The 25,193-nt window shown below is 71.8% G+C and carries 26 protein-coding genes; 2 read left to right on the top strand and 24 right to left on the bottom strand.

Translation table 11 applies throughout. The features are described 5' to 3' along the window. Positions 1 to 10 precede the first annotated feature (10 nt). The 3 genes from WC969_04050 to WC969_04040 all read right to left on the bottom strand — a co-directional run bounded on the left by WC969_04050 (position 11) and on the right by WC969_04040 (position 2,256). A complete protein-coding gene (locus WC969_04050) occupies positions 11 to 1,408 on the bottom strand; it encodes a hypothetical protein (protein MFA6029010.1) in 1,398 nt (465 codons plus the stop codon). A 105-nt stretch (positions 1,409 to 1,513) separates the two neighbouring features. Continuing rightward, on the bottom strand, positions 1,514 to 1,777 hold the full coding sequence (locus WC969_04045) for a CPXCG motif-containing cysteine-rich protein (protein MFA6029009.1): 264 nt from the start codon (positions 1,775 to 1,777) through the stop codon (positions 1,514 to 1,516). After that, positions 1,690 to 2,256, bottom strand: coding sequence for an HDIG domain-containing metalloprotein (locus WC969_04040; GenBank protein MFA6029008.1), 567 nt, complete (start codon positions 2,254 to 2,256; stop codon positions 1,690 to 1,692). The genes WC969_04045 and WC969_04040 overlap by 88 nt, the downstream gene beginning before the upstream one ends. Before the next feature lie 93 nt (positions 2,257 to 2,349). Between WC969_04040 and WC969_04035 the strand changes: the two genes are divergently transcribed. After that, entirely contained in the window at positions 2,350 to 3,312 is a 963-nt protein-coding gene (locus WC969_04035) for an adenosylmethionine decarboxylase (GenBank protein ID MFA6029007.1), read from the top strand. Continuing rightward, positions 3,309 to 4,166 (top strand): polyamine aminopropyltransferase, encoded by an 858-nt coding sequence (gene speE, locus WC969_04030; protein MFA6029006.1) that lies wholly within the window; start codon positions 3,309 to 3,311, stop codon positions 4,164 to 4,166. Before WC969_04035 ends, speE begins: the two co-directional genes overlap by 4 nt. 9 nt (positions 4,167 to 4,175) lie before the next feature. Here speE and WC969_04025 read toward each other — a convergent pair whose 3' ends face one another. The 21 genes from WC969_04025 to waaF form a co-directional block, all read right to left on the bottom strand. Continuing rightward, entirely contained in the window at positions 4,176 to 6,089 is a 1,914-nt protein-coding gene (locus WC969_04025; GenBank protein MFA6029005.1) for a hypothetical protein, read from the bottom strand. Between the two features lie 149 nt (positions 6,090 to 6,238). Then, a complete protein-coding gene (lptB, locus tag WC969_04020; GenBank protein ID MFA6029004.1) occupies positions 6,239 to 6,958 on the bottom strand; it encodes an LPS export ABC transporter ATP-binding protein in 720 nt (239 codons plus the stop codon). Continuing rightward, positions 6,955 to 7,692, bottom strand: coding sequence for a hypothetical protein (locus tag WC969_04015; GenBank protein ID MFA6029003.1), 738 nt, complete (start codon positions 7,690 to 7,692; stop codon positions 6,955 to 6,957). Before WC969_04015 ends, lptB begins: the two co-directional genes overlap by 4 nt. Beyond that, on the bottom strand, positions 7,689 to 8,153 hold the full coding sequence (gene lptC, locus WC969_04010; protein MFA6029002.1) for an LPS export ABC transporter periplasmic protein LptC: 465 nt from the start codon (positions 8,151 to 8,153) through the stop codon (positions 7,689 to 7,691). Before lptC ends, WC969_04015 begins: the two co-directional genes overlap by 4 nt. A 26-nt stretch (positions 8,154 to 8,179) precedes the next feature. Continuing rightward, the gene (locus WC969_04005; protein MFA6029001.1) at positions 8,180 to 8,425 is read right to left on the bottom strand and encodes a hypothetical protein; all 246 of its coding nucleotides are present in this window, start codon (positions 8,423 to 8,425) and stop codon (positions 8,180 to 8,182) included. Further along, a complete protein-coding gene (kdsA, locus tag WC969_04000; GenBank protein MFA6029000.1) occupies positions 8,422 to 9,276 on the bottom strand; it encodes a 3-deoxy-8-phosphooctulonate synthase in 855 nt (284 codons plus the stop codon). The genes WC969_04005 and kdsA overlap by 4 nt, the downstream gene beginning before the upstream one ends. Beyond that, positions 9,263 to 10,879 carry a CTP synthase gene (locus tag WC969_03995; GenBank protein MFA6028999.1) on the bottom strand — a complete coding sequence of 539 codons (1,617 nt, stop codon included), beginning with the start codon at positions 10,877 to 10,879 and terminating at the stop codon, positions 9,263 to 9,265. Before WC969_03995 ends, kdsA begins: the two co-directional genes overlap by 14 nt. Next, positions 10,872 to 11,693, bottom strand: a complete 822-nt coding sequence (kdsB, locus tag WC969_03990) for a 3-deoxy-manno-octulosonate cytidylyltransferase (protein MFA6028998.1) — start codon at positions 11,691 to 11,693, stop codon at positions 10,872 to 10,874. Before kdsB ends, WC969_03995 begins: the two co-directional genes overlap by 8 nt. Next, positions 11,690 to 12,709 carry a D-glycero-beta-D-manno-heptose-7-phosphate kinase gene (rfaE1, locus tag WC969_03985; protein MFA6028997.1) on the bottom strand — a complete coding sequence of 340 codons (1,020 nt, stop codon included), beginning with the start codon at positions 12,707 to 12,709 and terminating at the stop codon, positions 11,690 to 11,692. Before rfaE1 ends, kdsB begins: the two co-directional genes overlap by 4 nt. Before the next feature lie 56 nt (positions 12,710 to 12,765). Next, entirely contained in the window at positions 12,766 to 14,484 is a 1,719-nt protein-coding gene (locus WC969_03980; GenBank protein ID MFA6028996.1) for a hypothetical protein, read from the bottom strand. Further along, the gene (locus WC969_03975; protein ID MFA6028995.1) at positions 14,477 to 15,289 is read right to left on the bottom strand and encodes a DUF3108 domain-containing protein; all 813 of its coding nucleotides are present in this window, start codon (positions 15,287 to 15,289) and stop codon (positions 14,477 to 14,479) included. Before WC969_03975 ends, WC969_03980 begins: the two co-directional genes overlap by 8 nt. After that, a complete protein-coding gene (locus WC969_03970; protein MFA6028994.1) occupies positions 15,286 to 15,849 on the bottom strand; it encodes a hypothetical protein in 564 nt (187 codons plus the stop codon). Before WC969_03970 ends, WC969_03975 begins: the two co-directional genes overlap by 4 nt. Beyond that, positions 15,846 to 16,391: an HAD family hydrolase gene (locus tag WC969_03965; protein MFA6028993.1), complete on the bottom strand. Its 546-nt coding sequence runs from the start codon at positions 16,389 to 16,391 to the stop codon at positions 15,846 to 15,848. The genes WC969_03970 and WC969_03965 overlap by 4 nt, the downstream gene beginning before the upstream one ends. 47 nt (positions 16,392 to 16,438) lie before the next feature. Continuing rightward, positions 16,439 to 17,635, bottom strand: coding sequence for an O-antigen ligase family protein (locus WC969_03960; protein MFA6028992.1), 1,197 nt, complete (start codon positions 17,633 to 17,635; stop codon positions 16,439 to 16,441). Continuing rightward, positions 17,616 to 18,704, bottom strand: coding sequence for a tetraacyldisaccharide 4'-kinase (gene lpxK / locus WC969_03955; protein ID MFA6028991.1), 1,089 nt, complete (start codon positions 18,702 to 18,704; stop codon positions 17,616 to 17,618). The genes WC969_03960 and lpxK overlap by 20 nt, the downstream gene beginning before the upstream one ends. Beyond that, positions 18,695 to 19,732: a glycosyltransferase family 9 protein gene (locus WC969_03950; GenBank protein ID MFA6028990.1), complete on the bottom strand. Its 1,038-nt coding sequence runs from the start codon at positions 19,730 to 19,732 to the stop codon at positions 18,695 to 18,697. Before WC969_03950 ends, lpxK begins: the two co-directional genes overlap by 10 nt. Continuing rightward, positions 19,733 to 20,548: a polysaccharide deacetylase family protein gene (locus tag WC969_03945; GenBank protein MFA6028989.1), complete on the bottom strand. Its 816-nt coding sequence runs from the start codon at positions 20,546 to 20,548 to the stop codon at positions 19,733 to 19,735. Beyond that, complete coding sequence (locus tag WC969_03940) at positions 20,545 to 21,297, bottom strand: glycosyltransferase family 2 protein (GenBank protein ID MFA6028988.1); 753 nt, start codon at positions 21,295 to 21,297, stop codon at positions 20,545 to 20,547. Before WC969_03940 ends, WC969_03945 begins: the two co-directional genes overlap by 4 nt. After that, positions 21,294 to 22,439, bottom strand: a complete 1,146-nt coding sequence (locus WC969_03935) for a glycosyltransferase (protein ID MFA6028987.1) — start codon at positions 22,437 to 22,439, stop codon at positions 21,294 to 21,296. The genes WC969_03940 and WC969_03935 overlap by 4 nt, the downstream gene beginning before the upstream one ends. Next, entirely contained in the window at positions 22,436 to 23,476 is a 1,041-nt protein-coding gene (locus WC969_03930; GenBank protein ID MFA6028986.1) for a glycosyltransferase, read from the bottom strand. The genes WC969_03935 and WC969_03930 overlap by 4 nt, the downstream gene beginning before the upstream one ends. After that, positions 23,473 to 25,020 (bottom strand): lipopolysaccharide heptosyltransferase II, encoded by a 1,548-nt coding sequence (gene waaF, locus WC969_03925; protein MFA6028985.1) that lies wholly within the window; start codon positions 25,018 to 25,020, stop codon positions 23,473 to 23,475. The genes WC969_03930 and waaF overlap by 4 nt, the downstream gene beginning before the upstream one ends. Positions 25,021 to 25,193: the final 173 nt, after the last annotated feature.

Here is a 25,193-nt window from a genome sequence, read left to right as displayed (position 1 = left end):
GGGCGGCGTCTTACTTCGCGAGGACCAGCGCGTCCTTCGAGACCGGCTTCCCCAGGAAGTTCTGCCAGCGGCTCCGTGCTCCGTCGAGCAGCCCGCGCGCGGTCTGAGTGACCTGGGCGGTGCCGTCCGTGAGGGCGGCCTTCGCTTGAGCGGCCGCGTCGATGACTCCCGTCTTGATCCGGCCGGCGACCTCGACGGTCTTCTCCTTCGCCGCGGCGGCAAGCTCGACCGTCTTATCCTTAGCGGCGACGGCGAGCTCGACGGTCTTGTCCTTCGCCGCGACGGCGAGTTCGACCGTCTTATCCTTGGCGGCGACGGCGAGCTCGACGGTCTTGTCCTTCGCCGCAACGGCGAGCTCGACCGTCTTGTCCTTGGCGGCGACGGCGAGCTCGACCGTCTTATCCTTGGCGGCGACGGCGACCTCCACGACCTTGTCCTTCATCGCGACAAGGACCTCCCCGGTCTTTTCGACGACTACCGCGGTCTTCTCCTTGGCCGCGGCCGCGAGTTCGACCGTCTTCTCCTTCGCCGTCGAAGCGAGCTCGACGGCCCTGCCCTTCGCGGCGACGACGACCGCGACGGTGTCGTCCTTCACCCTGGAAGCGAACTCCGTCGACGCGCGCAGCGCCTCGGCGGCGCGCTCCTTGAACGCCGCAGCGTACTCGACGCCCTTGCGCTTGAGCATGGCGGCGGCCTCGAGGGCCTTCGCTTCGGCGGCGGCGGCGAGCTCGGCCGTCTTCTCCTTGGCGGCGAGCGCGAGCTCCACGGCCTTATCCTTCGCCGCCGCGTAGGCCCCGGCGGCCCGTTCCCGGGCTCCGTCGCAGAGCGCCACGGCCTCCTGCCCCAGCTTCGCCGCGAACTCCTTCGCGGGCTTCAGGACGTCCTCCTTCATGACCTGCGCCGCCTGCTCCAGCAGCGAAGGGCCCTGCGGAGCGGAGGGTACGGGCGCGGCGGGCGCGCGGGAGGGGTCGTCGAGCGCGAGCGCGGGAGAGGTCGAGGCGGTGAGCTCCGCGACCGCGCGGGCGCGGTCCTCCTCGTCAGAGCCTTCGGGCTTCACCGCGGGGCCGTCGCCGCCGGCGAGCCGGGCGAGTTCCTGAGCAGCGGGCTTCTCCGTCGAACCGTCGAAGCGGAGCCCCGCCTCTTCCTTGACGCGTTCCCCGGCGGCCGAGGTCTCCGCGGAGGGGGTCGCGGCCGCGGACCGGGCGGCCGGGACGGGAAGGTCTTTGCGCTCGACCGCCGCGCTCGGAGCCGCGGCGAGCCGTTCCTGCGCGGCCTGGGGGGCCTGCGCCGTCCCTGCTTTCGTGTTCTGCGGGGTCCCGTTCCTGCCCTGCTCGTTCCCGCCGTCCGGTTTGCACGCGGCGAAGATGAACGCCGCGACGAGGACGCACGACAGCCGGGTCGTTTTCATGAACCACCTCCGGCTTCAGTATGGGTCCCGCGGACCCAGACCTCACGGGACCGATGGAAGCGTTACGAGTAGGTCCAAGGACCTATATTGACGGCTGTGGAGGATTCAGGCCCTCGAGGCGCTCACCGAGGGGGGATCCCCAGGGGTCACCTCGAGCTGGAGGGGGTGACAGCAGACGCTGCAATCCTCTATGTAGCGTTGAAGAGAGGGCAGGGGCTCCACCGCGAGCTCGATGGTCTCTCCGCAGTACGGACAAGACAACTCGATCGACTGGAGGCCCTTCAGAGGCCGAGCTCCCCGGCGATGCCCTGCATGGCGGCGAGGCCGAGCTCGGCGAACTCGGGGAGCGGGACCCCGATCTTCTCGCACTCGAGGATGACCGCGCGGTCCACCGAGGCCGCGAAGGCCTTCTCCTTCATGCGTTTGACCACCGACTTCGCCTTCACGCTGGAGAGCTTCTTGTCGGGATAGACGAGGGCCGTGGCGGTGATGAGCCCCGTGAGGGTCTCGCCGGCCGCGAGGGCGACGTGGAAGCGCTCGCTGCGGCCCTGCCCGGTCGCCTTGTCGTTGTGCAGGCGCACCGCCTCGACGAGCGCGGAGGGATAGCCGGCGGCCGCCAGCATCTCGGCCCCTTTGATCCCGTGGACCTTCGGGTCCGCGCCCGTGAGTTCGATGTCCACGTCGTGGAGGAGGCCGGCGATGCCCCAGAGCTCCTCGTCCTCGCCGAAGCGGCGCGCGAGGGCGCGCAGCACGGCTTCCGAGGCGAGGCAGTGGCGGCGCATGTTCTCCGCCTGCACGTGGGCATGGAGCAGCTCGAGGGCGCGCGGGCGCTGGAGGAGTTCGGTCATCCTTCGATTCTACGACATCCGGCGCGCCGGGCGTGCGCGCATTTTTATAGAATAGGCGGGACGCAAATCGGGTCGACTATACTGCGTGGGGGTGTGGAAGAATTGTACTTCGAAGGACCTGAGAAGAAGGTCGAACTGGTCGTCTCGCCCAAGGGGCCGCGGCTGCGGAGCCTCGGGACCGCCTGGTGGGGCTCCGTCGTCGCGAAAGCCGACGCGAAGATCCTTTCCAAGGTCTCCAACGACGACTGCGACGCCTACCTCCTCTCCGAGTCCAGCCTCTTCGTCTACGACGACCGGGTCCTGATGTTCACCTGCGGCCGCACGACCCTGGCGAAGGCCGTCGTGAAGATGCTCGAGCGCATCCCCTCGCGCCGCATCCTCTCCCTCATCTACGAGCGCAAGAACGAGCTCTTCCCGCACTACCAGCGCTCCAGCTTCTACGCCGACGCGGCGCTCCTCGACCGCCGCCTGCGCGGCCGGGCCCTGCGCTTCGGCCCTCAGGACGAGCACCACGTCTACCTCTTCCACCTCCGCCGACCCTACGACCCGGAGATGCGCGACACGACCCTCGAGATCCTGATGCACGACATCAGCCCGCGCGCGCGCGACATCTTCTGCTCCGGCTCGCGCCACAACCTTTCCTACATCCAGAGCCGCACCGACGTGCGCGAGATCTTCCCGGGCTTCCAGGTCGACGACCACCTCTTCCGCCCGATGGGCTACTCCCTCAACGCCATCCGGCGCCGCCAGTACTACACCGTCCACGTGACCCCCGAGGAGTCCGGCTCCTACGTGAGCTTCGAGACCAACGTCCCGCTCGGCGCGCGCGCCTACGGCGACACCCTCGAGAAGGTCCTCAGCATCTTCGAGCCGCGCACCTTCGACCTCGTCCTCTTCCAGATGCCGGCGCGCAGCGGCGTCCCCGCGCGTCTGGGCTACTCGAGCCGCGGGGAGAGCAGCGAGTATCTCGGCTGCGGCTACGAGGTCCGCTACCAGCGCTTCCACCGGCCCCAGAAGGAGCCGAGCCCCGCGTACGAAGTGAGGTTCCGACGATGAAGACCACGGGCCCGACGGCCGACCTCTGGGTGACGGAGCGCCACCGCGCCGGCGTGCAGCTGGGCTTCCGCGCGAAGGGCGTGCTCTTCTCAGGACGCAGCCGCTTCCAGGACGTCGCCATCGTCGAGACCGCGCTCGGGCGCATGCTGCTCAACGACGGGCTCGTCATGCTCAGCGAGGCCGACGAAGCGGTCTACCACGAGATGATCGCCCACGTCCCGCTCTTCACGCACCCGGCCCCGCGGCGCGTCCTCGTCATCGGGGGAGGCGACGGCGGCACCGTCCGCGAGGTCCTGCGCCATCCGGGCGTCGAACGCTGCGTCCTCGTGGAGATCGACCGGCTGGTCATCGACGCCTGCCGCCGCCACCTCCCGCAGACCGCGGCGGCGCTCGACGACCGCCGCGCCCAGGTCGTCATCGGGGACGGCGTGCGCTACGTCGCGAGAACCCGGGAGCGCTTCGACGCGGTCATCGTCGACTCCACCGACCCCATCGGGCCGGCCGCTCCGCTCTTCGGGAGGAAGTTCTACTCCGACGTCCGCCGCGCGCTGCGCCCGGGAGGCGTCGTCGTCTCGCAGGCGGAATCGCCCTTCTACGAGGCCGAGGCCCAGCGGGGGCTCGCGAAGGTCCTGCGCTCCGTCTTCCGCAAGGTCCGCTTCTACAACTTCTCGAACCAGACCTACCCCGGAGGCCTCTGGTCGTTCTCCTTCGCCTCCGACCGCCTCGACCCCCTCAAGGGCTTCCGTCCCGCGCGCGTCGCGCGTTCGGGGCTGAAGTTCCGCTACTACAACGCGGGGATCCACTCCGCGGCCTTCCAACTGCCGCAGTTCCAGAAAGACGCCCTCGGGCTCTGAACGGAGCCGTCAGGATTTCTTGAGGGAGACCTTCTTCTCCGCGAGGGGGAAGGAGGCTTTCAGGAGCACGAGGGCGAGCAGAGTCAGCACGACGTTGACCCCGATGTAGACGGCGGAGATGGGGAAGGCGTCCATGAGCATCCCGAGCCCCAGCGACGAGGCGACGATGAGGACGAAGGTCACCGCGGTGATCAGACCGAAGGTGCGGCCGCGCTTGTCGGGGGAGATGGCCGACTGGAGCTTCCCTCGCAGGCTCAGGTCGCTCGCCGCCCAGGTCACCCGGCTGAGGGTGATGAAGGGAAGGATGGTCCAGAGGGTCGGAGAGATGCTGAACGCCCACAGTCCCACGAGACCGAGCGCCAGAAGTCGCACCCAGAAAGCCGAGTGCGGCGGATGGTCCTTCTTCATGGAGCGCGAGAGCACGAGCGCGCCGAGGAGCTCCCCGGCGTTCGACGCCGTCGTCATCCAGGCGGCCTTGGCCGGCGCGAGCAGGACGGCCTTCGCGAAGACGGGGATGAGCAGCGACTCCATGAGGCGGTGGACGATCAAGGGGAGGATGATCGCGGCCGCTCCCCACATGATCATCGGAGAGGAATGGATCGTGCGCGCGCCCTCTTTCAGGTCCGCCCAGACGGCCTTCAGCCCGCGCGGCGCCGCCGGGTCCGGCGCGGCCTTGACGACGGGATGGGCCTGCGGCAGTCGGAGCTTGGAGAAGATCAGGGCCGCCAGGAGGTACATGGGCGGATGGATGGCCAGCACCGCGGCGATCCCGAGATACTTGATGGTCAGGCCGGCGAGTGCGGCGCCGAGGACGCCCGCGACCTCGTAGGCGATGTGGGTCCGGGCGTAGAAGGCCTTCACGGCCTTCTCGTCCTCGCCGAACACGCTCGGCGGGACGACCTGCCGGGCGACGTCGGCCATGCCGACGAAGCCGCCGGCGAGGCTGTAGAGGACGAGCACCGCGACGGGGTTGAAGGCCGCGAAGGGGAGCACGGCGGGCAGGAACTTGTCGACCATGAACAGGGCGATGAGCGAGGCGCCGGTCAGCGCCTCCAGGTACATCGCGCGCGTCAGGATCTTCCCGGGGGGGTTCCGGTCGATGAGGCTTCCGCCCCAGATGCCGAAGGCCGCTTGCGAGAGTCCCCAACCGGCGGCCATCCCCGCGGCGATGGCCGCGGACCCGAAAGTGGTCAGCGCGAGCAGGGGGACGGCCAGGCCCAGGGCCTCCATGCCCACCTTGAAGGCCCGCGTGCCCCAGAGGTAGCGGCTGAGGACTTTGGCGCGGTCTTTCTCCTCGGACGCAGTGAGGGAGACCTTCCCTTCGACGGAGGGTTCGGCGGAGGCGGAGGCCGGCCCGGCCTCCGCCGGGAGGAGCTGCGCGGCCGCGAGAGGGTCCTCGGACGGAAGCCCGACGACCGGATCCGCGGAGTCCCGCCGGAAGGTCGCGCCGTCGTAACGGACCCCGAGCGCGGCCCCGCCGCGCTCGGGGGAGTCCTTCTCGGCCAGGACGCTGGCCGCGATGTCCTCGACCGCGCCGCGCGCCGTGACGGGCGCCGCCGTCTCGACCGCCGCGGAGGCGGCGAGCCGGGATCGGCCGGCGGAGCTCTTGGCTCCCGGGAGGATCCTCAGGCCCAGGCGCAGGGCGCTGCGGGCGGCGGCGGTGCGGGGCGCGTCAGCGGCGGCCGCGATCTGCGGGAGGGCCGCCGGGGAAAGCGTGAGCGTGGGGAGCGTCGTCCGCCCGAGCGGGGCCGCCGTCAGGGAGCCGGACGCATTCGCAGGCGCGACGATGCGGAGCCCGGAGACGGGGAGGACGAGGCCGGAACTCTGCGGGACCGTCCGCGCGACGGCCTGAGCCCACGACTGCGCCGGCCCCGCGAGGAGCAGGAGGGCTGCCAGGAGCGGCGTATACCGCGCTCTGCGCATGTCCCCGTCAGTCTACAGCGGAAAGGACGGGAGCCGTAGGGGCTTTCGCCCCAGAGGGCGGCGGCCAACGGACCCAGACGGGACGTGCCCCGATGGTCTACTTCGTGTGCGCGGCGGGGTGGACGGCTCGCTCGAGCCGGGAGACCGGCCTACATCTTGAAGTCATGGCCCAGGTAGAGCTCTCGCGCCTTGGGGTCCTCGATGAGCTCCTTCGAGGTCCCTTCGAGGAGGACCTGACCGTCGAAGATGAGGTAGGCGCGGTCGATGATGGGCAGGGTCTCCCGGACGTTGTGGTCCGTGATGAGGATGCCGATGCCGCGCTGGCGGAGGCCCTCGATGGTCTTCTTGAGGTCCCCGACCGTGATGGGGTCGATGCCGACGAAGGGTTCGTCGAGGAGGATGATCTTGGGGTCCTGGATCATCGCCCGCGCGACCTCGAGGCGGCGCTTCTCCCCGCCCGAGAGGGTCCAGGCCTTCTGCCGGCGCAGCTTCCAGAGCCCGAACTCCTCGAGCAGGGACTTCACCATGCGCATCTGCTCCAGGCGCGAGGGGTGCAGGCGCTCGAGGACGGCCAGCAGGTTCTCCTCGACGGTGAGGCCGCGGAACACCGTCGGTTCCTGCGCGAGGTAGCCCAGCCCGCGGCGCGCCCGCTGGAACATGGGGAGGTGCGTGACCTCGTCGTCGTCGAGGAGGACCCGGCCCTCCTCCGGACGGATGAACCCGACGAGGCTGTAGAAGGTGGTCGTCTTCCCGGCGCCGTTGGGGCCGAGCAGGCCCACGATCTCGCCGGTCCGGACCTCGAGCGAGACGCCCTTGACGACCTGCCGTTCCCCGTAGTTCTTGACGATCTGCTCCGCGCGCAGCTTCACGGGCGCCTCCTCGAGCGAGGGAAGCCGCGCCCGTGGACGGCGTCGACGCTCTCCTTCGGGAAGTGTATCCAGCCGTGCACCCCGCCTTCGGCGCGCAGGCGCCGGGGCTCGGAGGTCGCGCGGATCAGGTCCGCCTGGGCCGCGGCCGACCAACCCTTCTCGCGCGGAGCGACGTACGGCGGTCCGCCGCTCAGCGTGAGCGTGCGGTCCTCGTGACGGTAGAGGGCCTCCTCCGCGGCGGCGTCGCCGTAGAGCCCCTCGACGCGGACGGAGCCCGAGAGGCGGGCGGTGCGCGACTTCTCGTCCCAGACCAGGACCCGGCCGACGGCGCGGTCGCCCTCGAGCGGGGTCGGCAGGGAGACGCGCAGCGGTCCTCCGCGCGTGACGACGACGGGGTCGGTCTCGTCCTTTCCGCGCATGCTGCCCAGGCCGGTGCGGAGGTCGTGGACGGCCTCCTGCCCTTCGAGGCCCAGCAGCCCCCCGTCGTCGTAATGCTCCTCGCCGCGGATGGCGCCGCGCAGGCGCCAGAACTGTGAGAGGTGGTCGAAGAGCGCCCAATCCGCGCGGAAGGAGCGGGTAGCGCGCCGGTAGCGCACGTCCCCGATGAACTCCTCCTGCTTGCGCGGGGCGCGGCGGACCACGTACTCCCTGCTGCGCACGACGGTCCCGACCAGCGGGGAGCCTTCTTCGGCGGCCGCGGGGAGGCAGAGGAGCAGGAACAGGAGGGCTTTCACCGGAGGTCGGACTCCATATGATGGATGCGGATCTCCGCGAGGGCGCCGTCCGCGTCGAGGCCTCGGCCGCGCAGGCGGACGCCCGGGCGCTCAAGGGCGACCAAGGAGTCCGTGCGGAAGCGGCCCTCCCGGGCCCCGTACTCGAGACGGTCGGTGCGCAGGACGGCCTTCTCCTGCGGGGAGCGGATGACCACGTCGCCGACGAGGGTGATGTCCTGCGAACCGTCCTTGACGTAGGCCTCGCGGGATTCGGCGATCGAGCCCTCGCGTCCTTCCCGGAAGATGCGGATGCGGGGTCTCAGCATGCGCGCGCCGCCTTCCGCAAGGAGCCGTGCCTGCGGCGCGGCGAGCGCCCAGGCCTTGCGCCCGCCCGCCGACTGGGTCATCGAGAAATCCTCGATGACCTGGGAGGTCTCCTCGCCGCTCCCGCCGCGGCGGGCCGTGCAGCCGGCGGCGGCCAGGGCGAGCGCGCAGAGGAAGACGGCGTTCAGCGCTTGAGCCAGGGGGTCATCTCCGGAGGGATCTTGCGCAGCTGATAGGGCGCGGGCAGCGTCTTCAGCGCAAGGGTCAGGCCGAAGTAGAGCACGGTGAGGCAGACGTAGATGACGCCGAGGGTGCGCGCGTGCCACTTCCAGTCCGGCATCCAGGCCGGGGGAAGGGTCATGTCGCGTCCGCAGCGCTTGCAGACCTTGGCGTTGTCCTTGTTGTCCTGCTGGCAGCTGAGGCATTTCATGGGCGCCTACCTTTCACGAGTCGGTCGAGGGCCGCGAGCGTCCGCAGCAGCGGCGGCACGTCGGAGAGCCGGAGGGAATTGGGGCCGTCGGAGAGCGCCTTCTCCGGCCGCGGGTGGGTCTCGAGCGAGATCCCGGAGACGCCGGCGGCGACGGCCGCGCGAGCGAGGAGCGGCGCGAACTCGCGCTCTCCGCCCGTGGCGTGTCCGAGCCCGCCCGGGAGCTGGCAGGCGTGCGTGCAGTCGAAAATCACCGGACAGCCGGTCCGGGAGAGGAAGGCCATGGAGCGCATGTCGGCGACGAGGTTGCCGTAGCCGAAGGAGCTGCCGCGGTCGGTGAGGAGGACCCGGCGGTTGCCGGTGGACTCCACCTTCTCGACGGCGTGGATCATGTCCCAGGGCGCGAGGAACTGCCCCTTCTTGATGTTGACGACCGCGCCGGTGCGCCCCGCCGCCAGCAGGAGGTCCGTCTGGCGGCAGAGGAAGGCGGGGATCTGGAGAACGTCGGCCACGCGCGCGACGGGCCCTGCCTGGGCCGCGTCGTGGATGTCGGTGAGGAAGGGGACGCCCAGCTCGCGCTTGACCTTCGCGAAGGCGTCGAGCGCGCGCGCGAGCCCGGGGCCGCGGAAGGACTTGAGCGACGAGCGGTTGGCCTTGTCGAAGCTGCACTTGAGCACGAGGTGCAGCCCCGCGCGGGCGCAGGCGGCCTTGAGCTCCCGGCCGACGCGCGCGAGCAGCTCCGGGGACTCGAGGATGCAGAGGCCGGCGATGATGAAGAGCGGACGGCCCGCGCCGACCTGGAACTTCCCGATAGAGACGGCCCGCGGCGTCCGCGCGCGTTCAGCCCTGGGCACGAGCGGCCTCCGGACGCCCCTGCGCGCGGCGCAGCGCCGCGCCGACGAAGTCCGCGAAGAGCGGGTGCGGCGCCTCGGGCCGGGACTTGAACTCGGGATGGGACTGGACGGCGAGGAACCAGGGGTGGCCCTTGAGCTCGACGATCTCCACCAGGTTCTTCGGCGCGTGGGTCCCCGTCACGAGGAGCCCCGCGTCCTCGACGAGCTTGCGGAAGCGGTTGTTGAATTCGAAGCGGTGGCGGTGGCGCTCGTCGATCTGCAGGCTCTTGTACGCCTTCCAGGCCAGCGAGCCCTTCTTCACGGCGCAGGAGTAGGAGCCCAGGCGCATGCTCGCACCCTTGTCCTTGACGGCCTTCTGCTCGGGAAGGAGGTCGATGACGGGATAGCGGGTCTTGGGGTCGAACTCGGTGGAGTTGGCGCCGCCGAGCTTGAGCACGTTGCGCGTGAACTCGATGACCGCGAGCTGGAGCCCGAGGCAGAGCCCGAAGAACGGGATGCCGTTCTCGCGCGCGTGGCGGATGACGTTCAGCTTCCCCTCGATGCCGCGGTCGCCGAAGCCGCCGGGCACGAGGATGCCGTGGACCCCCTCGAGGCCCTGCTCGAGGTCCGCCGCGGAGGTGTCGAGGTAGCGGACGTGCACGCGCGTGTCGTGGGCGGCGCCGCCGTGGACGAGCGCCTCGTGGACGGACTTGTAGGCGTCCTTCACGGCCGTGTACTTGCCGGCCAGCGCGATCGTGACCTCGTGGCGCGGGTGCGTGATGCGCTCGACCATCTTCGCCCAGCCCTCGAAATCGCGGCCGTGCGCGCGCTGGCGCAGGAGCATGAGGACCTGCTCGTCGAGGCCCTGGCGCTGGAAGAGCACGGGGACCTCGTAGATCGTCTGGGCGTCCGGCGCCTCGACGACGCCCTCGCGGTGCACGCTGCAGAAGAGCGCGATCTTGGCCTTGAGCTCGTCGGAGATGGGCTTCTCGGTGCGGCAGATGATGATGTCCGGGTTGAGGCCGATCTCGCGCATCTTCCCGACCGAGTGCTGCGTCGGCTTGGTCTTGAGCTCCTCGGCGGCGCGGACCCAGGGAAGGAGCGTCACGTGGATGAAGAGGGTGTTGTCCCGTCCGTTCTCGAGCGAGAACTGGCGCGCGGCCTCGAGGAAGGGGAGGCTCTCGATGTCGCCCACGGTGCCGCCGATCTCGACGATGACGAGGTCATGGCCCTCGGAGACCGAGCGGAAGCGCCGCTTGATCTCGTCGGTGATGTGGGGGATGACCTGCACGGTCGCGCCGAGGAAGTCGCCGCGGCGCTCGCGGGTGATGACGGTCTCGTAGACCTGCCCCGCGGTGAAGTTGTTCTCGCGCTTCATGTCGACGTTGAGGAAGCGCTCGTAGTGGCCCAGGTCGAGGTCGGTCTCCGTCCCGTCCTCCGTGACGAAGACCTCTCCGTGCTGGTAGGGGTTCATCGTCCCGGGATCGACGTTGATGTAGGGGTCGCATTTGAGCAGCGTGGTCTTGAGTCCGCGGCTCTTCATGAGCTTCGCCAGCGAGGAGGCGCTGATGCCCTTGCCCAGAGAGCTCACGACGCCGCCCGTCACGAAGATGTATTTAGCCATTCTTGACTCCTCGAGAAGATGCCGGCATGCGCGCCGTCCTCGTGCCGGGCCTTCGCGGCCCGAGGACGGCGCGAGCGGAGGACAGCATGCGCGCCGCCCGTCGGAGGTCGGCCGCGGTGTCGATGGAGACCGTGCGGTCGCGGCAGACGTGCGCGAAGATGGGGATTCCGTCCTCGAGCGCGCGCAGCTGCTCGAGGCTCTCCGTCCTCTCGAGTCGGGAGGGGGGGAGCCTCACGAAGCGCTCGAGCGCGGCCCGGGAGAAGCCGTAGATGCCGAGGTGGCGGTGGATCGGCCGTGCGGCCGGAGCACCGGCATGGGGACGCAGGAAGGGGACGGGAGCGCGGCTGAAATAGAGGCAGCGGCCGTCCTTGGCGAGCACGGCTTTGACCGCGTTCGGGTTCGCGAGGTCCTCGGCGGCGCCGGGGACCACCGCGGTCGCCATCGCGGCGCCGCGGCGGAGCAGGCCCGCCACGCCCCGCAGCGTCGCGGACCGGATGAAGGGCTCGTCGCCCTGGAGGTTGACGACGTAGCGGAAGCGGCGGCCCCGCTTCGCGAGGAGGCGGACGGCCGCGTGCACCCGGTCGGTGCCCGAGCGGCAGGAGACCGGGGTGAGCACCGCCTCGCCGCCGTGGGCCTCGATGGCGCGGACGATGTCGGGATGATCGGTGGCCACGACGACGGGGCCGACGCCGGCGCGCACCGCGGCGCGGCGGCACCATTCGACGACCGGGACGCCTCCCAGGAGGCGGAGCATCTTGGCGGGCAGACGGGTCGAGCCGTAGCGGGCGGGGATGACGACGAGGACGTCCTTCACCGGCGCACGCGCCTGCGCGAGGCGTCGGTCACGGCGGCGCGCAGCTCGCAGACGCTGACGGTGGCGGTGCCGAGCTTGCCCACGACCACTCCGGCGGCGGCGTTGGCGATGACGGCCGCCTCGAAGGGCGCGGCCCCGACGGCGAGGGCGAGGGCCATCACGGAGGTGACGGTGTCGCCGGCGCCGGTGACGTCGAAGACTTCCTTGGCCTGCGTGGGGATGTGGCGGGTCTTCCCGCCCGGGAGGAACAGGGACATCCCCTTCTCCCCGCGGGTGATGAGGAGGAAGCGGGTCCGCAGCGTGCGCAGGATGCGTCGGCCCAGGTCGAGGACGGCCCCTTCGTCGCCGGAGGGGATCATGCGCATCCCGGCCCAGGCTTCGTGGGTGTTCGGGGTGATGCAGTCCACCCCGCGGTAGCGGCGGAAATGCTCGATCTTGGGGTCGACGACCACGGGGATGCCGCGGCGGCGGGCGGCGCGCACGGCGCGGCGCACGGCCAGCGGCGTCACGACCCCCTTGCCGTAGTCGGAGATGATGAGGGCGTCGGCTTCGGCGGCCTTCTTCTCGATGCGAGCGCAGAGGCGCTCGAGCGCGTGGGCCGGGAGGTGCCCCGGAGTCTCGCGGTCGAAGCGCACGACCTGCTGGTGCTCGGCGATGACGCGCACCTTCTGGATGGTCACCCGGCCCGGCTCCACCTGGACGCCGGACACGTCCACCCCGCGCGCCTTGAGGTCGGAGAGGAGATGCTCGCCGGCGTCGTCGCCGCCGACCACGCCGTAGACGCTCGGAACGGCCGAGAGAGCGGCGAGGTTGCTGCAGACGTTGCCGGCGCCGCCGGGCAGATGGGACTCTTCGCGCACGAGGACGACGGGGACGGGGGCTTCAGGGGAGATGCGGCTGACGCCGCCCCGGATGAACTGATCGAGCATGAGGTCCCCGAGGACCATCACTCGGCGTCCAGGCAGGCGGTCGACCAGGGTGAGCAGACGCTTGCGCGTCGGGAAGGCGCTCTCCATGTTCGTTACGCGGGAGTATATCAAATCAGGAATCCCCACAGGGGATTCCTGAGCGCTTAACCAGGGGTAGAGGTTTTCCTGAACCCCCCTGCGAAATCCGGAGGGGGCCCCGTACCGACGGATTTCGCAGGTCCGAGGAGGCGGTAGGCCTCCTCGAGCAGCTCCGGGAGCCGGATCCCTCCGGGATCCAGGGCCCGGGCGCGCTCCAGGAAGGCGGCGGCCCGGGTCCGGTCCGAGCGGCCGATGAGGAGACCCGACTTGAGCGGCGGCAGATGCCAGGAGGGGGCCAGCCGCTCGGCCTGCGCGCAGTCGGCGAGGGCTCCGACTCGGTCGCCGAGCGCTGAGCGCGCCTCGGCGCGGCGCACGAGGAGCGGAGCCCGTGCGGAAGGGTCCTCCTCCTCCCGGAGACCGGCGTCGAAGAGTTCCGCGGCACGCGAGGGACGCGAGAGCCGGAGCTCGAGGAGGCCGAGGACGTACGGGCGGCCCTCGACATGGCTCCAGCCGGGGTCGTCGAAGCGCGTGCGCAGCCCCGGATCGAGGTCGAAGGCGCGCGCGAAAAAGGGGAGCGCCGCGGCCGCGTCGCCTTCTCGCTCGAGGAGATGGGCTCCGAGCAAGGCCTGCGCGCGGGGGTTCGCGGGGGCGCAGGCGGCCGTCTGCCGCAGGAACGCTCCGGGGTCCCCGTAGAGCGCGGCTCGCCGGAGCCCGAGCGCTCCCCAGCACAGGGACAGGAGCAGCGGGAGGAGCGGACGCCAGGAGAGGGACGCCAGCAGGAGCGCAAAGCCGGCCGACGGGAGATAGAGATAGCGGTCGGCCGTCGGACTGTAGTTCGCGAATGGGACGAAGTGGAGCACCGGCAGCAGGGAGAGGAGCGTCCAGAGCGCCGCGAAGCGCCGCGCCCCGCGCAGGAGCGCCGCGCCGCCGAGCGCGGCGAGCCCGAGCGCGAGGAGGAACGCGCCCTCCGCGCTGAACGTCGCCGGGAGCGAGCGCTCCAGGCAGAGCGGCGCCGGCCAGACGAGGACCCGCGCGTACGCGCCGAGGGAGAGGAGGCTCGACCAGCCCGGTGCGACGAGCGCCGGAGCGGCGGGCGCCGGCCGCAGGAGGAGGAAGCGGACGGCGAGATAGAGGACGACGAGTCCTCCCGCGGCCAGCGCGGGACGAAGAAGGGGGGGGCGATCCTCGCGCTCGACGCAAGCCGCCCAGGCCGCGGCCGCGAGAGGGACGCTCAGGGCGCTCTCCTTGCTCAGAAGGGCGAGGACGAAGAGCGGCGGCCACAGGAACGCCGAGAGGCGGCTTCGCCCGGAGGCCTCCCAGCAGAGGAGCGCCGCGAGGCCCGCCGCCGCCGCCGCCGCGTGGGCGACGAACGAGGAGACGGCCAGGAGTTCCGTCGCCGCGGGGAAGAGCGCGAACAGGAGGGCGGCGAGGAACGCCTTCTCCCGCGAGCGCAGCGCCCGGCGCGCGAGCTCGGCGAGCAGGAGCGTCGCCGCGGCGTGCAGGAGGAGGCCTCCGGCGCGCAGGGCGGGGGCCGAGCCGCCGCAAAGGTGCTGGCAGAGGGTGACGAGCGGCTGCCAGCTGCGCTCGCCGCTGAGCGCGAAGTAGTCGCGCGAGAGGAGGACCCGCAGGAAGGCCCCCGGGGACAGCGCGGAGAGCGGGCTCCGCAGGAAGACGGCGTCGTCGTAGAACGGCGGGACGCGGAGCAGGGGGAGATAGGGAAGGACCGCGGCGAGCGTCAGGACGGCCGCGCCGGCCCCGCGGGGGATCCGGCGCTCCTCAGCCACCGAGTTTCCGAAGATAGGCGGAGACGTGCCCGAAGAAGACCTCGACCTTCATCTGTACGGGCGTGTGCCGCTCGTCGTCGGTGAGCCAGACCTGGAGCCGCTTGCCCTTCTGGACGAAGATGCCCTCCTGGCGGACGCCCGGCTCGACGACGAGGGTCTCGAAGGTCCCGGCGGGGACGCGCACCTTCTCCCGTCGCAGGACCTTCACGACGAGCGGCCAGTTCGATTTCGTGTTCACGTCGAGCACGATCTCGTCGCCGACCTTCAGGGCGCGCGGGCGGAGGTAATAGATGCTGGAGAGCATGTCCTGCACGGGACCCGGTATCGGCCCCGAGCTCTCCGCCGCACGGCCGTCCTTGTCGAAGCGGCGGGAGAAGAACATCTTCCGCGCGTAGTCGAAGGCCACCCACTCGTCGCGGAAGAACCCGCCCTCGCGCAGCTTCTTGGAGTAGCCGAGCGAGCGGAGGTCGTCGGCGGCGACCCAGGACTCGTTGACGTCGCGCACCTTGTAGAAGGTGTCGCAGAAGCCGTTGGAGCGGGCCGTCGAGACGATGCGATAGGCCGGCCCGCCGTCGTAGTCCAGGAGCTCCCCCATCTTCATGTCGGCCGCGCCGACGGCCATGATGCCCCATTTGATGTCGAACTCGAGGCTCTCGGGGAACCAGGGGACCTTCGCGATCGCGCTCGAGACGGACAGCGCCCCGCGCACGCGCTCCATCGGAGAACGGAAGGCCTCCGTCGAGGCCTCCTGCGCCGAGAGGGACGCCGCGAACGCGAGGAAGAGGGGCAGGACGGATGCGATCATAGGCGGTAGGTCAGCTTGAAGCGCAGCAGCGCCGCCAGGCCGAGCGCGGCCCAGACCGCGCGCTTCTCGCGCCCCCAGCCCGGCGCGAGAAGAGACGCCGAGAGGCCGCGCAGCGCGGCGAAAGCGCGGGTGTCGGGAAGGAGGAGGGGGACTTCCGCGGACCAGCGGGTGAAGGCGTCGCCCATCCGCGCCGCGAGCGACCGGTCGGCCTCGGCGAGGGCGGGGAGCACGCGCAGGCGCAAGGCGGCCGCGAAGCACGCCCACAGGAAGAGCGAGGAGCCCCAGCGCGTCAACGAGGTGCTCATCAGCAGGAAGCCGGCGGCGGCGAGGAGGGCGCCGAGGGTCCCCGGATGGCGGACGACGCGGCCGGGACCGGCGGTCGGAGCCCCGTCGAAGGACGCGCCGCACCATACCCGCAGCGCCATCCCGGCGGAGACGACCAGGAAGCCGAGGAGGAACATGAGCTGGGAGCGCGGGTGCGCGAAGAAGAGCGCGCAGAACAGCGCGGCGCACCAGAGGCTGCGGACGGGATGGCGTCGGACGGGCTCGGGAAGGTTCATTTTTCGCTCTCGCGGAGGATCCAGTTGACGGCGCTCAGGAGCGTGGACGCCCGGTGGTCGGCACGCAGGCGTCGGCCGTACTTCTCGCGCTGGGCACGCCCGTGGCCGGTCCCCAGGTGCACCGCCCGCACGCCCAGCGCGCGGGCGAGGTCGGCGTCGGCCTTCTTGTCGCCGACCACCCAGGAACCCCGCAGGCGCAGGCCCAGCTCGCGGACCGCGCGGCGGGCGAGCGTCGGCAGCGGCTTGCGGCAGCGGCAGTTCTCCCAGGGAGCGTGCGGGCAGAAGTAGAAGCCGTCGACCCGCGCTCCCCGTCGGCGCAGCTCCGCGAGCAGGCGGCGGTGGATGACGCGCAGTCGTTCATGATCGAGGTAGCCGCGGCCGATGCCCGACTGGTTGGAGACGATGACCAGGCGGAAGCCGGCGCGCCGCAGCCGTCGCAGGGCCTCCGCCGTGTGCGGATAGAGCCGGACCTGCCCCGGATGGCGGAGGTAGAAGCCGGGCCGGTCGTGGATGAGAGTGCCGTCGCGGTCCAGGAAAACCACGGGGCTCTTCGAGCCCCGTGAGGGAGCTCGACGAGAAGTCGAAGAGGTCATGATCCTGCGGCCTCCGACCGGCGATGCTCGGCTTCCGCGAGCAGCCAGACCGTCCAGACGAGCATCCATATGAGCTCCACCTGGAGGGCGACCTCGGTGAGGTTCATCACGACGAAGGCCGTGACCGTCCCGTAGGCCCAGAGGTTGAGGGCGTCGGGCCGGCGGCGGACGCGCTCGAGGGCGCGGTACCAGAGGGAGCCGACCAGCAGGAAGAGCGCGCCGAGGCCGACGACCCCGCGCTCGGCCAGGTGATGGAGGTAGAGGTTGTGCGCCGTCCCCCAGGTGCGGACGCCTCCGTCGAGGATCCCGTGGAAATAGGAGCCGAAGACGGTGCGATAATGCCCCGGTCCCACCCCGGTCCAGGGGTGGTCGAGCCCCATGCGGACGGCGGCCTTCCAGAGGTCCACGCGGACCATCTGCGCGGTGCTGCCCGTCTGCAGTCCGAGGAGCTGGGCGACGAGCGAACGGCTCTTGTAGTAGGCGACGCCCTCCATGACGACGAGGACCGCCGCGGCGATGATCAGAGCGCCGACGCTCCAGCGGCGGTATCTGCGCAGGTGCGGGAAGAGCGCGACGATGCCCGCCGCCGCGCCGAGCGCCGCGCCGCGCGTGTTGCTCAGGAAGAGCGCGAGGCCCAGCGCCGCCGTCCAGACCCAGAGCATCCGCCGGGGGCGTCCGCCCGCGGTCTCGGGGGCGGGGGCGACCAGCGCGCTGAGCCCCGCGATGAGACCGACGGCCGCCTGCTCCCCGAAGGTGACGGGGTGCACGAACGCATGAGAGCGCGCGGCCCCGTCGCCGATGAGGAGCCCTCCGAGGGACTGCCCGATGCCGAAGGAGGCCGCGGCGCAGAAGCCCAGGGAGAGGCCCGTGAGGAGGGGGGCGGGGCGGGCCGCGGCGAAGGCGGCGGCGAGAAGGTAGTAGAGCCAGAGCTTGTGCGCGTCCTGACGGAGGGGGTGGAGGCTCCCGAGGAGGCTCGTGCCGAAGAGCGCGCAGAGCCCGGCGGCGAGCACGAAGAGCCAGAGCGGGGTCTCGATTGCGCCGCGGAGGTCCGCGCGAGCGGGCCGCCAGCCGCCCCGGGCCTTCCAGAGCAGGGCCGCGAGCACGAGGCCCCAGCCGATGTTCGCCCCCGCCATGGAGAGCGGCAGGGCCAGGCCGTAGAGGAACAGCGCGACTTCAAGAGGATCGGCGGGCATCGAAGAGGGCGTGTTCCCAGTCCTCCTTCCCCGAGAGGATCTCCATGCGCACCGTCAGGGCGAGGACCTCTCCGGAGAGGAGCTCGCGCCACTGCACCGGCAGGCGCGGGAAGTCCTTGAGGGTCGTGATCACGGGGATCCCTCCGCGCACGTTCTCGATGGAGCGGAGCTCGTCGGCCGTGAACGGATGGTGGTCGGGGAAACGCCAGACCTGCTCGAGGTGCGCCCCGAGCGAGCGCAGTTCGTCCTCGAAGGGGCGCGGGTCGCCGAGGGCCGAGAAGCAGGCGACCCGCTTCCCCTTGAGATGCGCGGGACGATGGCGCTCGTTTCGCCGGAGGTCGAGCAGGTAGTCGGAGCGGTGCGCGGCGCGCGCGATGCGCAGGCGCGGGTGGGCGCGGCGCAGGGTCTTCTCGATCTCCGCAAGCTGCTCCTCCGGGACGCGGTCGGCGTGGGTGAGGAGCGCGAGGGAGGCCCGCTTGAGCCCCGAGAGGGGCTCGCGCAGGTCTCCGCGGGGCAGCAGGGCGCCGCCGCCGAAGGGGTCGAGCGCGCTGACGAGGACGATGTCCGCGTCGCGGCGCAGGCGCAGGTGCTGGAACCCGTCGTCGAGGAGGAGGAGCTGCGGCGCGTAGAACTTCACGGCGGTGCGTCCCGCCTTCAGGCGGTCGGAGGAGATGAGGACGGGGACGTCGAGGCCCTCGAGCATCCGGTGCATCATCCAGGGCTCGTCTCCCGTATCCTCCCAGGAGACCGCGTTCGTGTCGAGGAGGACGACGACCTCGTTGGAGCGCCGGCGCCGCCCGTAGCCCCGGCTGAGGACGGCCACCTTCATCTGGCGCGCGCGGCAGGCGTCGACCGCGCAGAGCACGGCGGTGGTCTTGCCGGTCCCGCCCGCGGTCAGGTTCCCGATGCAGACGGTGCGCACGGGGAGGCGGCGCACGGGGAGGAGGCCGACGGCGTAGGCCAGAGAGCGCAGGCGCACGGCCGCCTCGTAGAGCCAGGAGAGGACGAGGAGGAGGGCGCAGCCGGAGGAGGATTCGCGCAGACGGGAGCGCCAGAGGTTCAGCCGCATTTCGCCTCCAGGGACATCAGTTTCTCGGCCGCCTCGAAGACCCGCGCGGGCGCCAGGGCCTCGAGGCACTCGAGGGCCTTCGGGCAGTCGTTGAGCCGGCAGCCGATGCAGCCGAGCTCCGAGCGCCGCACGACCGGGAAGCGGGAGCGGTCCGGCGGATTCCAGCAGGCGGGGTCGCTCGAGGCGTGCACCGTCAGCGTCGGGGTCCCGCAGGCGGTCGCGATGTGCCGCGGGCCGCTGCAGTTCGTGACGACGGCCCGGCAGAGCGAAAGGATGGCCGCGAGGTCGAGCAGGTCGGAGACCGGCGGATGAAGCGCGGCGTCGGGGCCGATCCCCGCGGCGACCTCCTCGGCGAGGTCCCGCTCGCCCGGGCCCCAGCAGACGAGGACGCGGGCGCCGCAGCGCTCGCGCAGGAGGCGTCCGAGCTCCGCGTAGTGCCGCGCGGGCCAGCGCCGCGTCGGCTTGCGCGAGCCGGGCACGAGGGCGACGACCGGGCCCGCGCCGGGGAAGAGGCTCCGGAGGAGCTCCTGCGCCCAGAGGCGGGAGGCGGGCGGGGGACTCAGGCGCGGCAGGAGGTCCGTCTCGTCGGGCGAGAGCCCGAGCTGGCGGAGCACGCGGACCTTCTCGAGCGCGCTGTAGCAGGCCTCGGAGGACTGCGTCAGGCGCCGGTTGTAGGCCCAGCGGTGGGAGACCTGGGCGGGTCCCGCCCGGAGGGCGGCTCCGCTCGCGAAGCTCAGCATCGCCGAACGCGGCGTGCCCATGAAGTCCACGGTCCAGTCGTAGCGTGCCGCACGGACGCGGGCGGCGGCGCGCAGGAGGCCCAGCGGAGAGCGCTCGCAGACGAGCACCGCGCTCAGGTCCGGGTTGCCGCGCAGGACCTGGTCGGCCGGAGCCTCGACGGCGAAGTCGATGCGGGCTTCGGGAAAGGCGCGGCGCAGCGCGCGCACGGCCGGCGTCGTCAGCAGCACGTCGCCGATGCGGCGGAGCATCAGGACGAGGATGCGGCCGGGCGCCGGGGAGGGCTCCATCTAGAAGTGGGCCTTCCCCCGCGTGACGCTCAAATGGAAGTCGAAGCGCCCGCGGTCGCCGCGGATGAAGAGGCGCGGGATGGGGCCCATCTCCGCCTTCCAGGGCCACGGGGAGACGCCCTGGCGCACGCTGAAGTCGTAGAGGTAGCCGGCCTCGAGCGCCGCCTGGCGGACCTCCGGGACGTACGCGCCCGCCCCGTAGGGATAGGCGAAGAAGTGGAAGGGCCGGTCCAGGCGCTCCTCGAGACGCTTCTTCGACTCGCGCAGCTGCCAGCGGACCTCCTCGAGCGGGATCTTCGGGAGGTTCGGATGTCCCATCGTGTGGGAGCCGAAATCCATGACGCCGGTGTCGAGCATCTCGCGCACGTGCTCCCAGCGCATCATCCGCACCCAGGGCTCGCTCGCCGGGTCGTGCCAGGCGTTGTGGTGGTCGAGGGTGTCGTGGACGAGGAAGATGTTGCCCTTGAGCCCGAGCTCGCGCAGGATCGGGTAGGCGATCTCGTAGTTGCTCGCGTAGCCGTCGTCGAAGGTCACGAGCGCCGGCTTCTCAGGTGACGGGGCCTTCCCGGTGAGGACGTCGTGCATCTGGGAGAAGAGGAGCGTCGTGTAGCCGCGGCGCTTGAGCCACTCCATCTGCCAGCGGAACTCCTCGGCGCCGACCCAGAGCTTGCCGAGACGCGAGCCGGCGGGCGGGTCGCCGATCTTGTGGTACATGAGCACCGGAAGGCCCTTGGCCAGCGGGCGCCACCAGTTCCAGCGCACCGAGGCGGCGGTCGCGACGGCGGCGGCGGCGAGGGGGAAGGCGGTCTCGATCATCGCTCCTCCGACTGCATCTCGCGGAGTTTCACATATTTCAGCCAGGTGTGGAAAGCGGAGAGGCCGGCCCAGACGACGCCCGCTCTCCCGTCGAGGATCCCGCCGCGGAGGATGAGCCGGGCGAAGAGCTCCCAGAAGGGCAGGAGGTGGTGCAGCGGCGTCGCGCGCACGCCGCGCTCGAAGCGCTTGCGGGCCGCGAAAGTGGTGTAGCGGGCGAGCTTGTCGAGGTACTCGTCGACGTCGCGGTAGGGGAGGTGGATCACCCGGCCGCGCAGCCGCCGCGCCGTCCCGTCGAGCGCGATGCCCTCGTGGAGGGCTCCCCCGACGAAGCGTCCCCGTCCGCGCCGGAAGAGGCGCAGGTGGCGCTCGCTCCCGAGCCCGCCGAAGCGCAGGCGGCGGCCCAGGAAGCGGACCTCATAGGGGAGCTCGTAGCCGTCGGCCGGACCGTCCGCCTCGAGCACGGCGCGGACCTCCGCGGCGAGCTCGGGGGAGAGGCGTTCGTCGGCGTCGATGGAGAGGACCCAGTCCCCCGTCGCCAGGTCCAAGGCCGCCTGCTTCTGCGCGGCATAGGCGTCGAAATCCCGATGCTCGACCCTCGCCCCGGCGCGGCGCGCGAGCTCCACGGTCCCGTCGGCGGAGCCGCCGTCGACGACGACGATCTCGGGCGCGAGCGCGCGGAGACTCTCCAGGCAGGCCGGCAGGTCGCGGGCCTCGTCCTTCGTGATGAGCACCGCGCTGAGGCGCTTCACGGGCGGGCCCCCGCGGCCTCGCGGTAGACCTCGGACATGCGCTCGGAGGACGCGGCGATCGAGAAGTCCCGCACGGACGCCAGGGCCGCCTCGGCCCGGCGCGCGGTCGCCTCCCCGTCCGAGAACGACTCGAGGATGGCTTCCGCCAGGCGGCGCGGGTTGCGCGGCGGCGCGAGAAGGCCGGTCGCGCGGTCGCGCACGACTTCGGGGATCCCGCCGGCGGAGGTCGCGGCGACCGGCAGGCCGCAGGCCATGGCCTCCAGCAGGACCGAGCCCATCCCCTCGCCCCAGGAGGAGAGGACGAAGAGGTCGCAGGCCTTCAGACAGCGCACGGCGTCGCGCCGGAAGCCGACGAGGCGCAGGGAGGCGCCGAGTCCCAGCGAGGAGGAAAGCGCCTCGAGGGCGCGGCGCAGCGGGCCTTCCCCGAGGACGATGAAGCGCGCGTCGGGGCGCTCCTTGACGACGATGGCCGCCGCGCGCAGGAGGGTGTCGTGGTCCTTGTGCGGGACCAGCGCCGCCGCGTTGACGACCCAGAGCGCGTCCGTCGGTACGCCCCACTCGGCGGAGAGCGACGCCCTCAGGGCGGCGCGCTCGTCGGGGGTCGGCGGGGCGAGGGGTTCGTCGGCCAGCGCCGCGCGGGCCTCCTCGGGGCCGACCGGCAGGGAGTCATGGACGACGCGCACGCGCGCGGGGTCCAGACCGTCGGCGACGAGGACCTCGCGCACGCCCTCGGAGACGGCGACGACGGCTCCGGCCGAGTCGTACTTCATCCTGCGGCTGAGCCCGTCGCTCATGCGGAAATCGACGCGCCGGTGCGCGACCCGTGGGAGCGGCGTCCCGAGCGCGGCCAGCCAGGCGATGGAGGCGGCGTGCGCGGTGTGCGCGTGGAGGAGCGGGGAGGGCGCGGCGAGCGCGCGGCGGCGCAGGAGCCACGCGGAGACGGGGTCCCACTCGAAGAGGAAGGGCAGGTGCAACCGCTCGAGCCCGCGCCGCTCCGCCTCGCGGTCGAGAGCTCCGTCGCGCCGGCAGACGACCACGTTGCGGTGCCCGAGCTCGCGCATGCGGCAGGCGAGGTAGAGGAGCTGGCGCTCTCCGCCGCGGAAGCCCCGTTCGCCGTCGATGTGGAAGAGGGTGAAGTTCAAAGCAGCGCCTCCTTCAGAAGGGCTTCCGTTCCGTCGAGGAAGCGTCCGAGCGTGAAGCGTTCCTCGTAGCGGCGCCGCGCGGCCGAACCGGCCGCCGCGAGCGCACCGCCCTCGAGCAGGCTCCGCAGAGCCCCGCAGAGCGCGTCCGGGTCCCCCGGCGCGACGAGGACGCCGCCCGCGCAGCCCTCGAGGGTCTCCGGGAGGCAGCCCACGGCGCTGGCGGCCACCGGCCGGCCGCAGGAGAGCCACTCGAGCGCGGCGCGGGAGACGGCCTCGGAGCCGAGGGAGGCGACGACGCCGACGCTGCAGCGCCGCATGAACTCGCGGACCTCCGGGACATGGCCGAGCAGCGAGACCCGCTCCTCGAGGCCCAGCTCCCGGATGAGGCGGCGCAGCTCCGCGACCTTCACGTTCTCCTCCCGGCCCGCGACGAGGAAGCGGGCTTCCGGGAGCGCCTCCGTCAGGCGCGCGGCGGCGCGCAGGAAGACGGCATGCCCTTTGACGGGGTCGAGGCGGCCGAGGATGCCGACGACCCGGGACCCCGACGGGAAAGGGGGAGGAGCGCCGGGGTCCTCGATGCCCTGGTAGACGACGGCCGCGGGCCGCCCGGCGCAGAGGCCGCGGGCGTCCTCGAGGATGCCTCGGTTGGCGGCGATGAAGCCGGCGGTGCGCCGCCAGAGCCAGCGCGCCGCCGGGTGGCGCTTCACGGGCCGCGCGTCGCCGCGGACCCGGACGATCCGCGTCTTCAGGCCCAGCGTCGCGGCGGCGGCCAGGGAGTGCGCCGAGCCCGTGTGGGCGAGGACGATGTCGACGCCCTCCGTCTTCAGCCGCGAGCGCAGGCGGGGAAGAGAGAAGCAGGGGTTTCCCAGCGGGAGCGTCCGCAGGCCCAGACGAGCGGCCTCCTCCAGCGGCGGGCGGCCGGCGAGGCCGGCGACACAGCCGTCGTGCCCTCGCCGGGCGAGGCCCGCGGCCGCCGCGAGCGCGTAGGCGGTCAAGCCGCTGTCGTAGGGCTCGTCGACGAGGTGGAGGAGCCTCACGGAACGCGGACCTCCACTTTGCCGGGACTCCCCGCCAACATGGCGCGGGCCGCGTCGAAGACCTCGTCGGTCGTGATGAGGCGCATGCAGAGGAAGTGCCCCTGAGGACAGCTCCGGGAGCCGTGCAGGCCGCAGGGCCGGCAGGCGAGGTCCTTCTCGACGACCCGGTGTCCGCGGCCGTACGGGAAGAAGCCCAGCTCGCGCGTCGTCGGCCCGAAGATCGCAAGCGTGGGCACTCCCCGCGCGGCGGCGACGTGCATGGGTCCGGAGTCGTTGGTGACGAAGAGGGAGAAGCGGCCGGCCAGCTCGATGAGCTCGGGGAGCGTCGTGCGGCCGGTCCAGTCGAGGAGGCCCTCGCCGGCCTCCGCGGCGACGGAGCGGGAGAGCGCGGTGTCCTCGGGGCCGCCGACGAGCACGACGCGCAGACCGAGCTCCCGGCGCAGGCGCTCGGCGAGGCGGGCGAAGCGGCGGGCCGGCCAGCGCTTCGTCGGCCAGGCGGAACCCGGGTGGAGCCCCGCCAGGCGCTCGCCGGGAGCGACACCGGCTTCGGCCAGGCGGCGCGAGACCGCCTCGCCGGCGCCGTCGGCCGCGCGGGCCGCGCTCAGGTAGAGGGAATCCTCCTCGGCCCCGCGCAGATCGGGCTTCAGGGGGAGCAGAAGCGCGAGGTTCCGCTCGAGGTCGGGCATCCCCCACGGGAAGTAGACGGTGCGGTGGTAGAAGAAGGCCCCGGCGCTCGACGAGAAGCCGATGCGCAGGGGGACGCGCGCGAGCCAGAGAAGGACCGCGGTGCGCAGCGAGCGGTGCGCGGAGAGCGCCACGTCGTAGCCCCCGCGCAGTCGCCGCGAGAGCCGCCAGAGGCCCGCGAGGCCGCGCTCGCGGCCGCGCTTGTCGTCCTCGAGGACCTCGTCGACGAAGGGGGAGCGGCGGAAGAGGGCGGCGGTCTGCGGGCGGGTCAGCACCGTCAGCCGGCAGCCGGGCAGGGTCTCCTTGATGCGCCGCGCGAGGGGCACCGTGAGGAGAGCGTCCCCGAGGAACGAGGTCTGGGCCAGCAGGACCCGCTTGCCCTCCGAGGGGGCCTGCGCTCCGGCGCTCCCGTAGTCGCCCAGCGAGAGCTCGCGGCTGCGGATGGGGACGCCCCAGGCCGAGAGGGCCTCGAGGTAGCGGTCGAGGGTATGGCGCTCGAGCGAGGGGGAAGGGAGCCCGAGGTAGACGAAGAGTCGGCGGGCCAGGGCGTCCTTGCGGTAGACGGCCACGTTCGGGATCCCGGCCAGCCGGCGCAGCCAGAAGGTGCGGGAATTGACGTGCAGGTCGAGGAGATGCGTGAAGCCCTTCGCGCGGACCAGGGCGAGGGCCTGGGCATGCCCGCGGTAGGGAAGGACCTCGTCGACGAAGGGGTTGCGCGCGAGCGCGGCGGCGAAGGGGGGCTTCACCATCACCGAGATGCGGCATTCGGGCCAATGGGCCTTCAGATTCCGGTATACAGGGGCGGTGAGGACGACGTCGCCCAGGGAGGACAGCCGCAGCACCAGTATTCGATGGCTCATTCGGCGTTTCTCAGAACGCGCGCGTGCAACGCCTGCGCGCGCGTTCTGAGAATCGGATTATATCATTTGCCTAAGCAGCTGCCGGCAAACCGATGCGGTGGGCGGGTGGGCGGTGAGGCTGGTGCGAGGTATGCGCGAGCGTAGCGCGCATACCTCGCACCTCCAGACCTCAC

It is taken from the genome of Elusimicrobiota bacterium, from assembly GCA_041660925.1.
Classification (GTDB): Bacteria; Elusimicrobiota; Elusimicrobia; order UBA1565; family UBA1565; genus JBAZUV01.
This window is presented reverse-complemented; position numbering and strand designations above follow the sequence as displayed.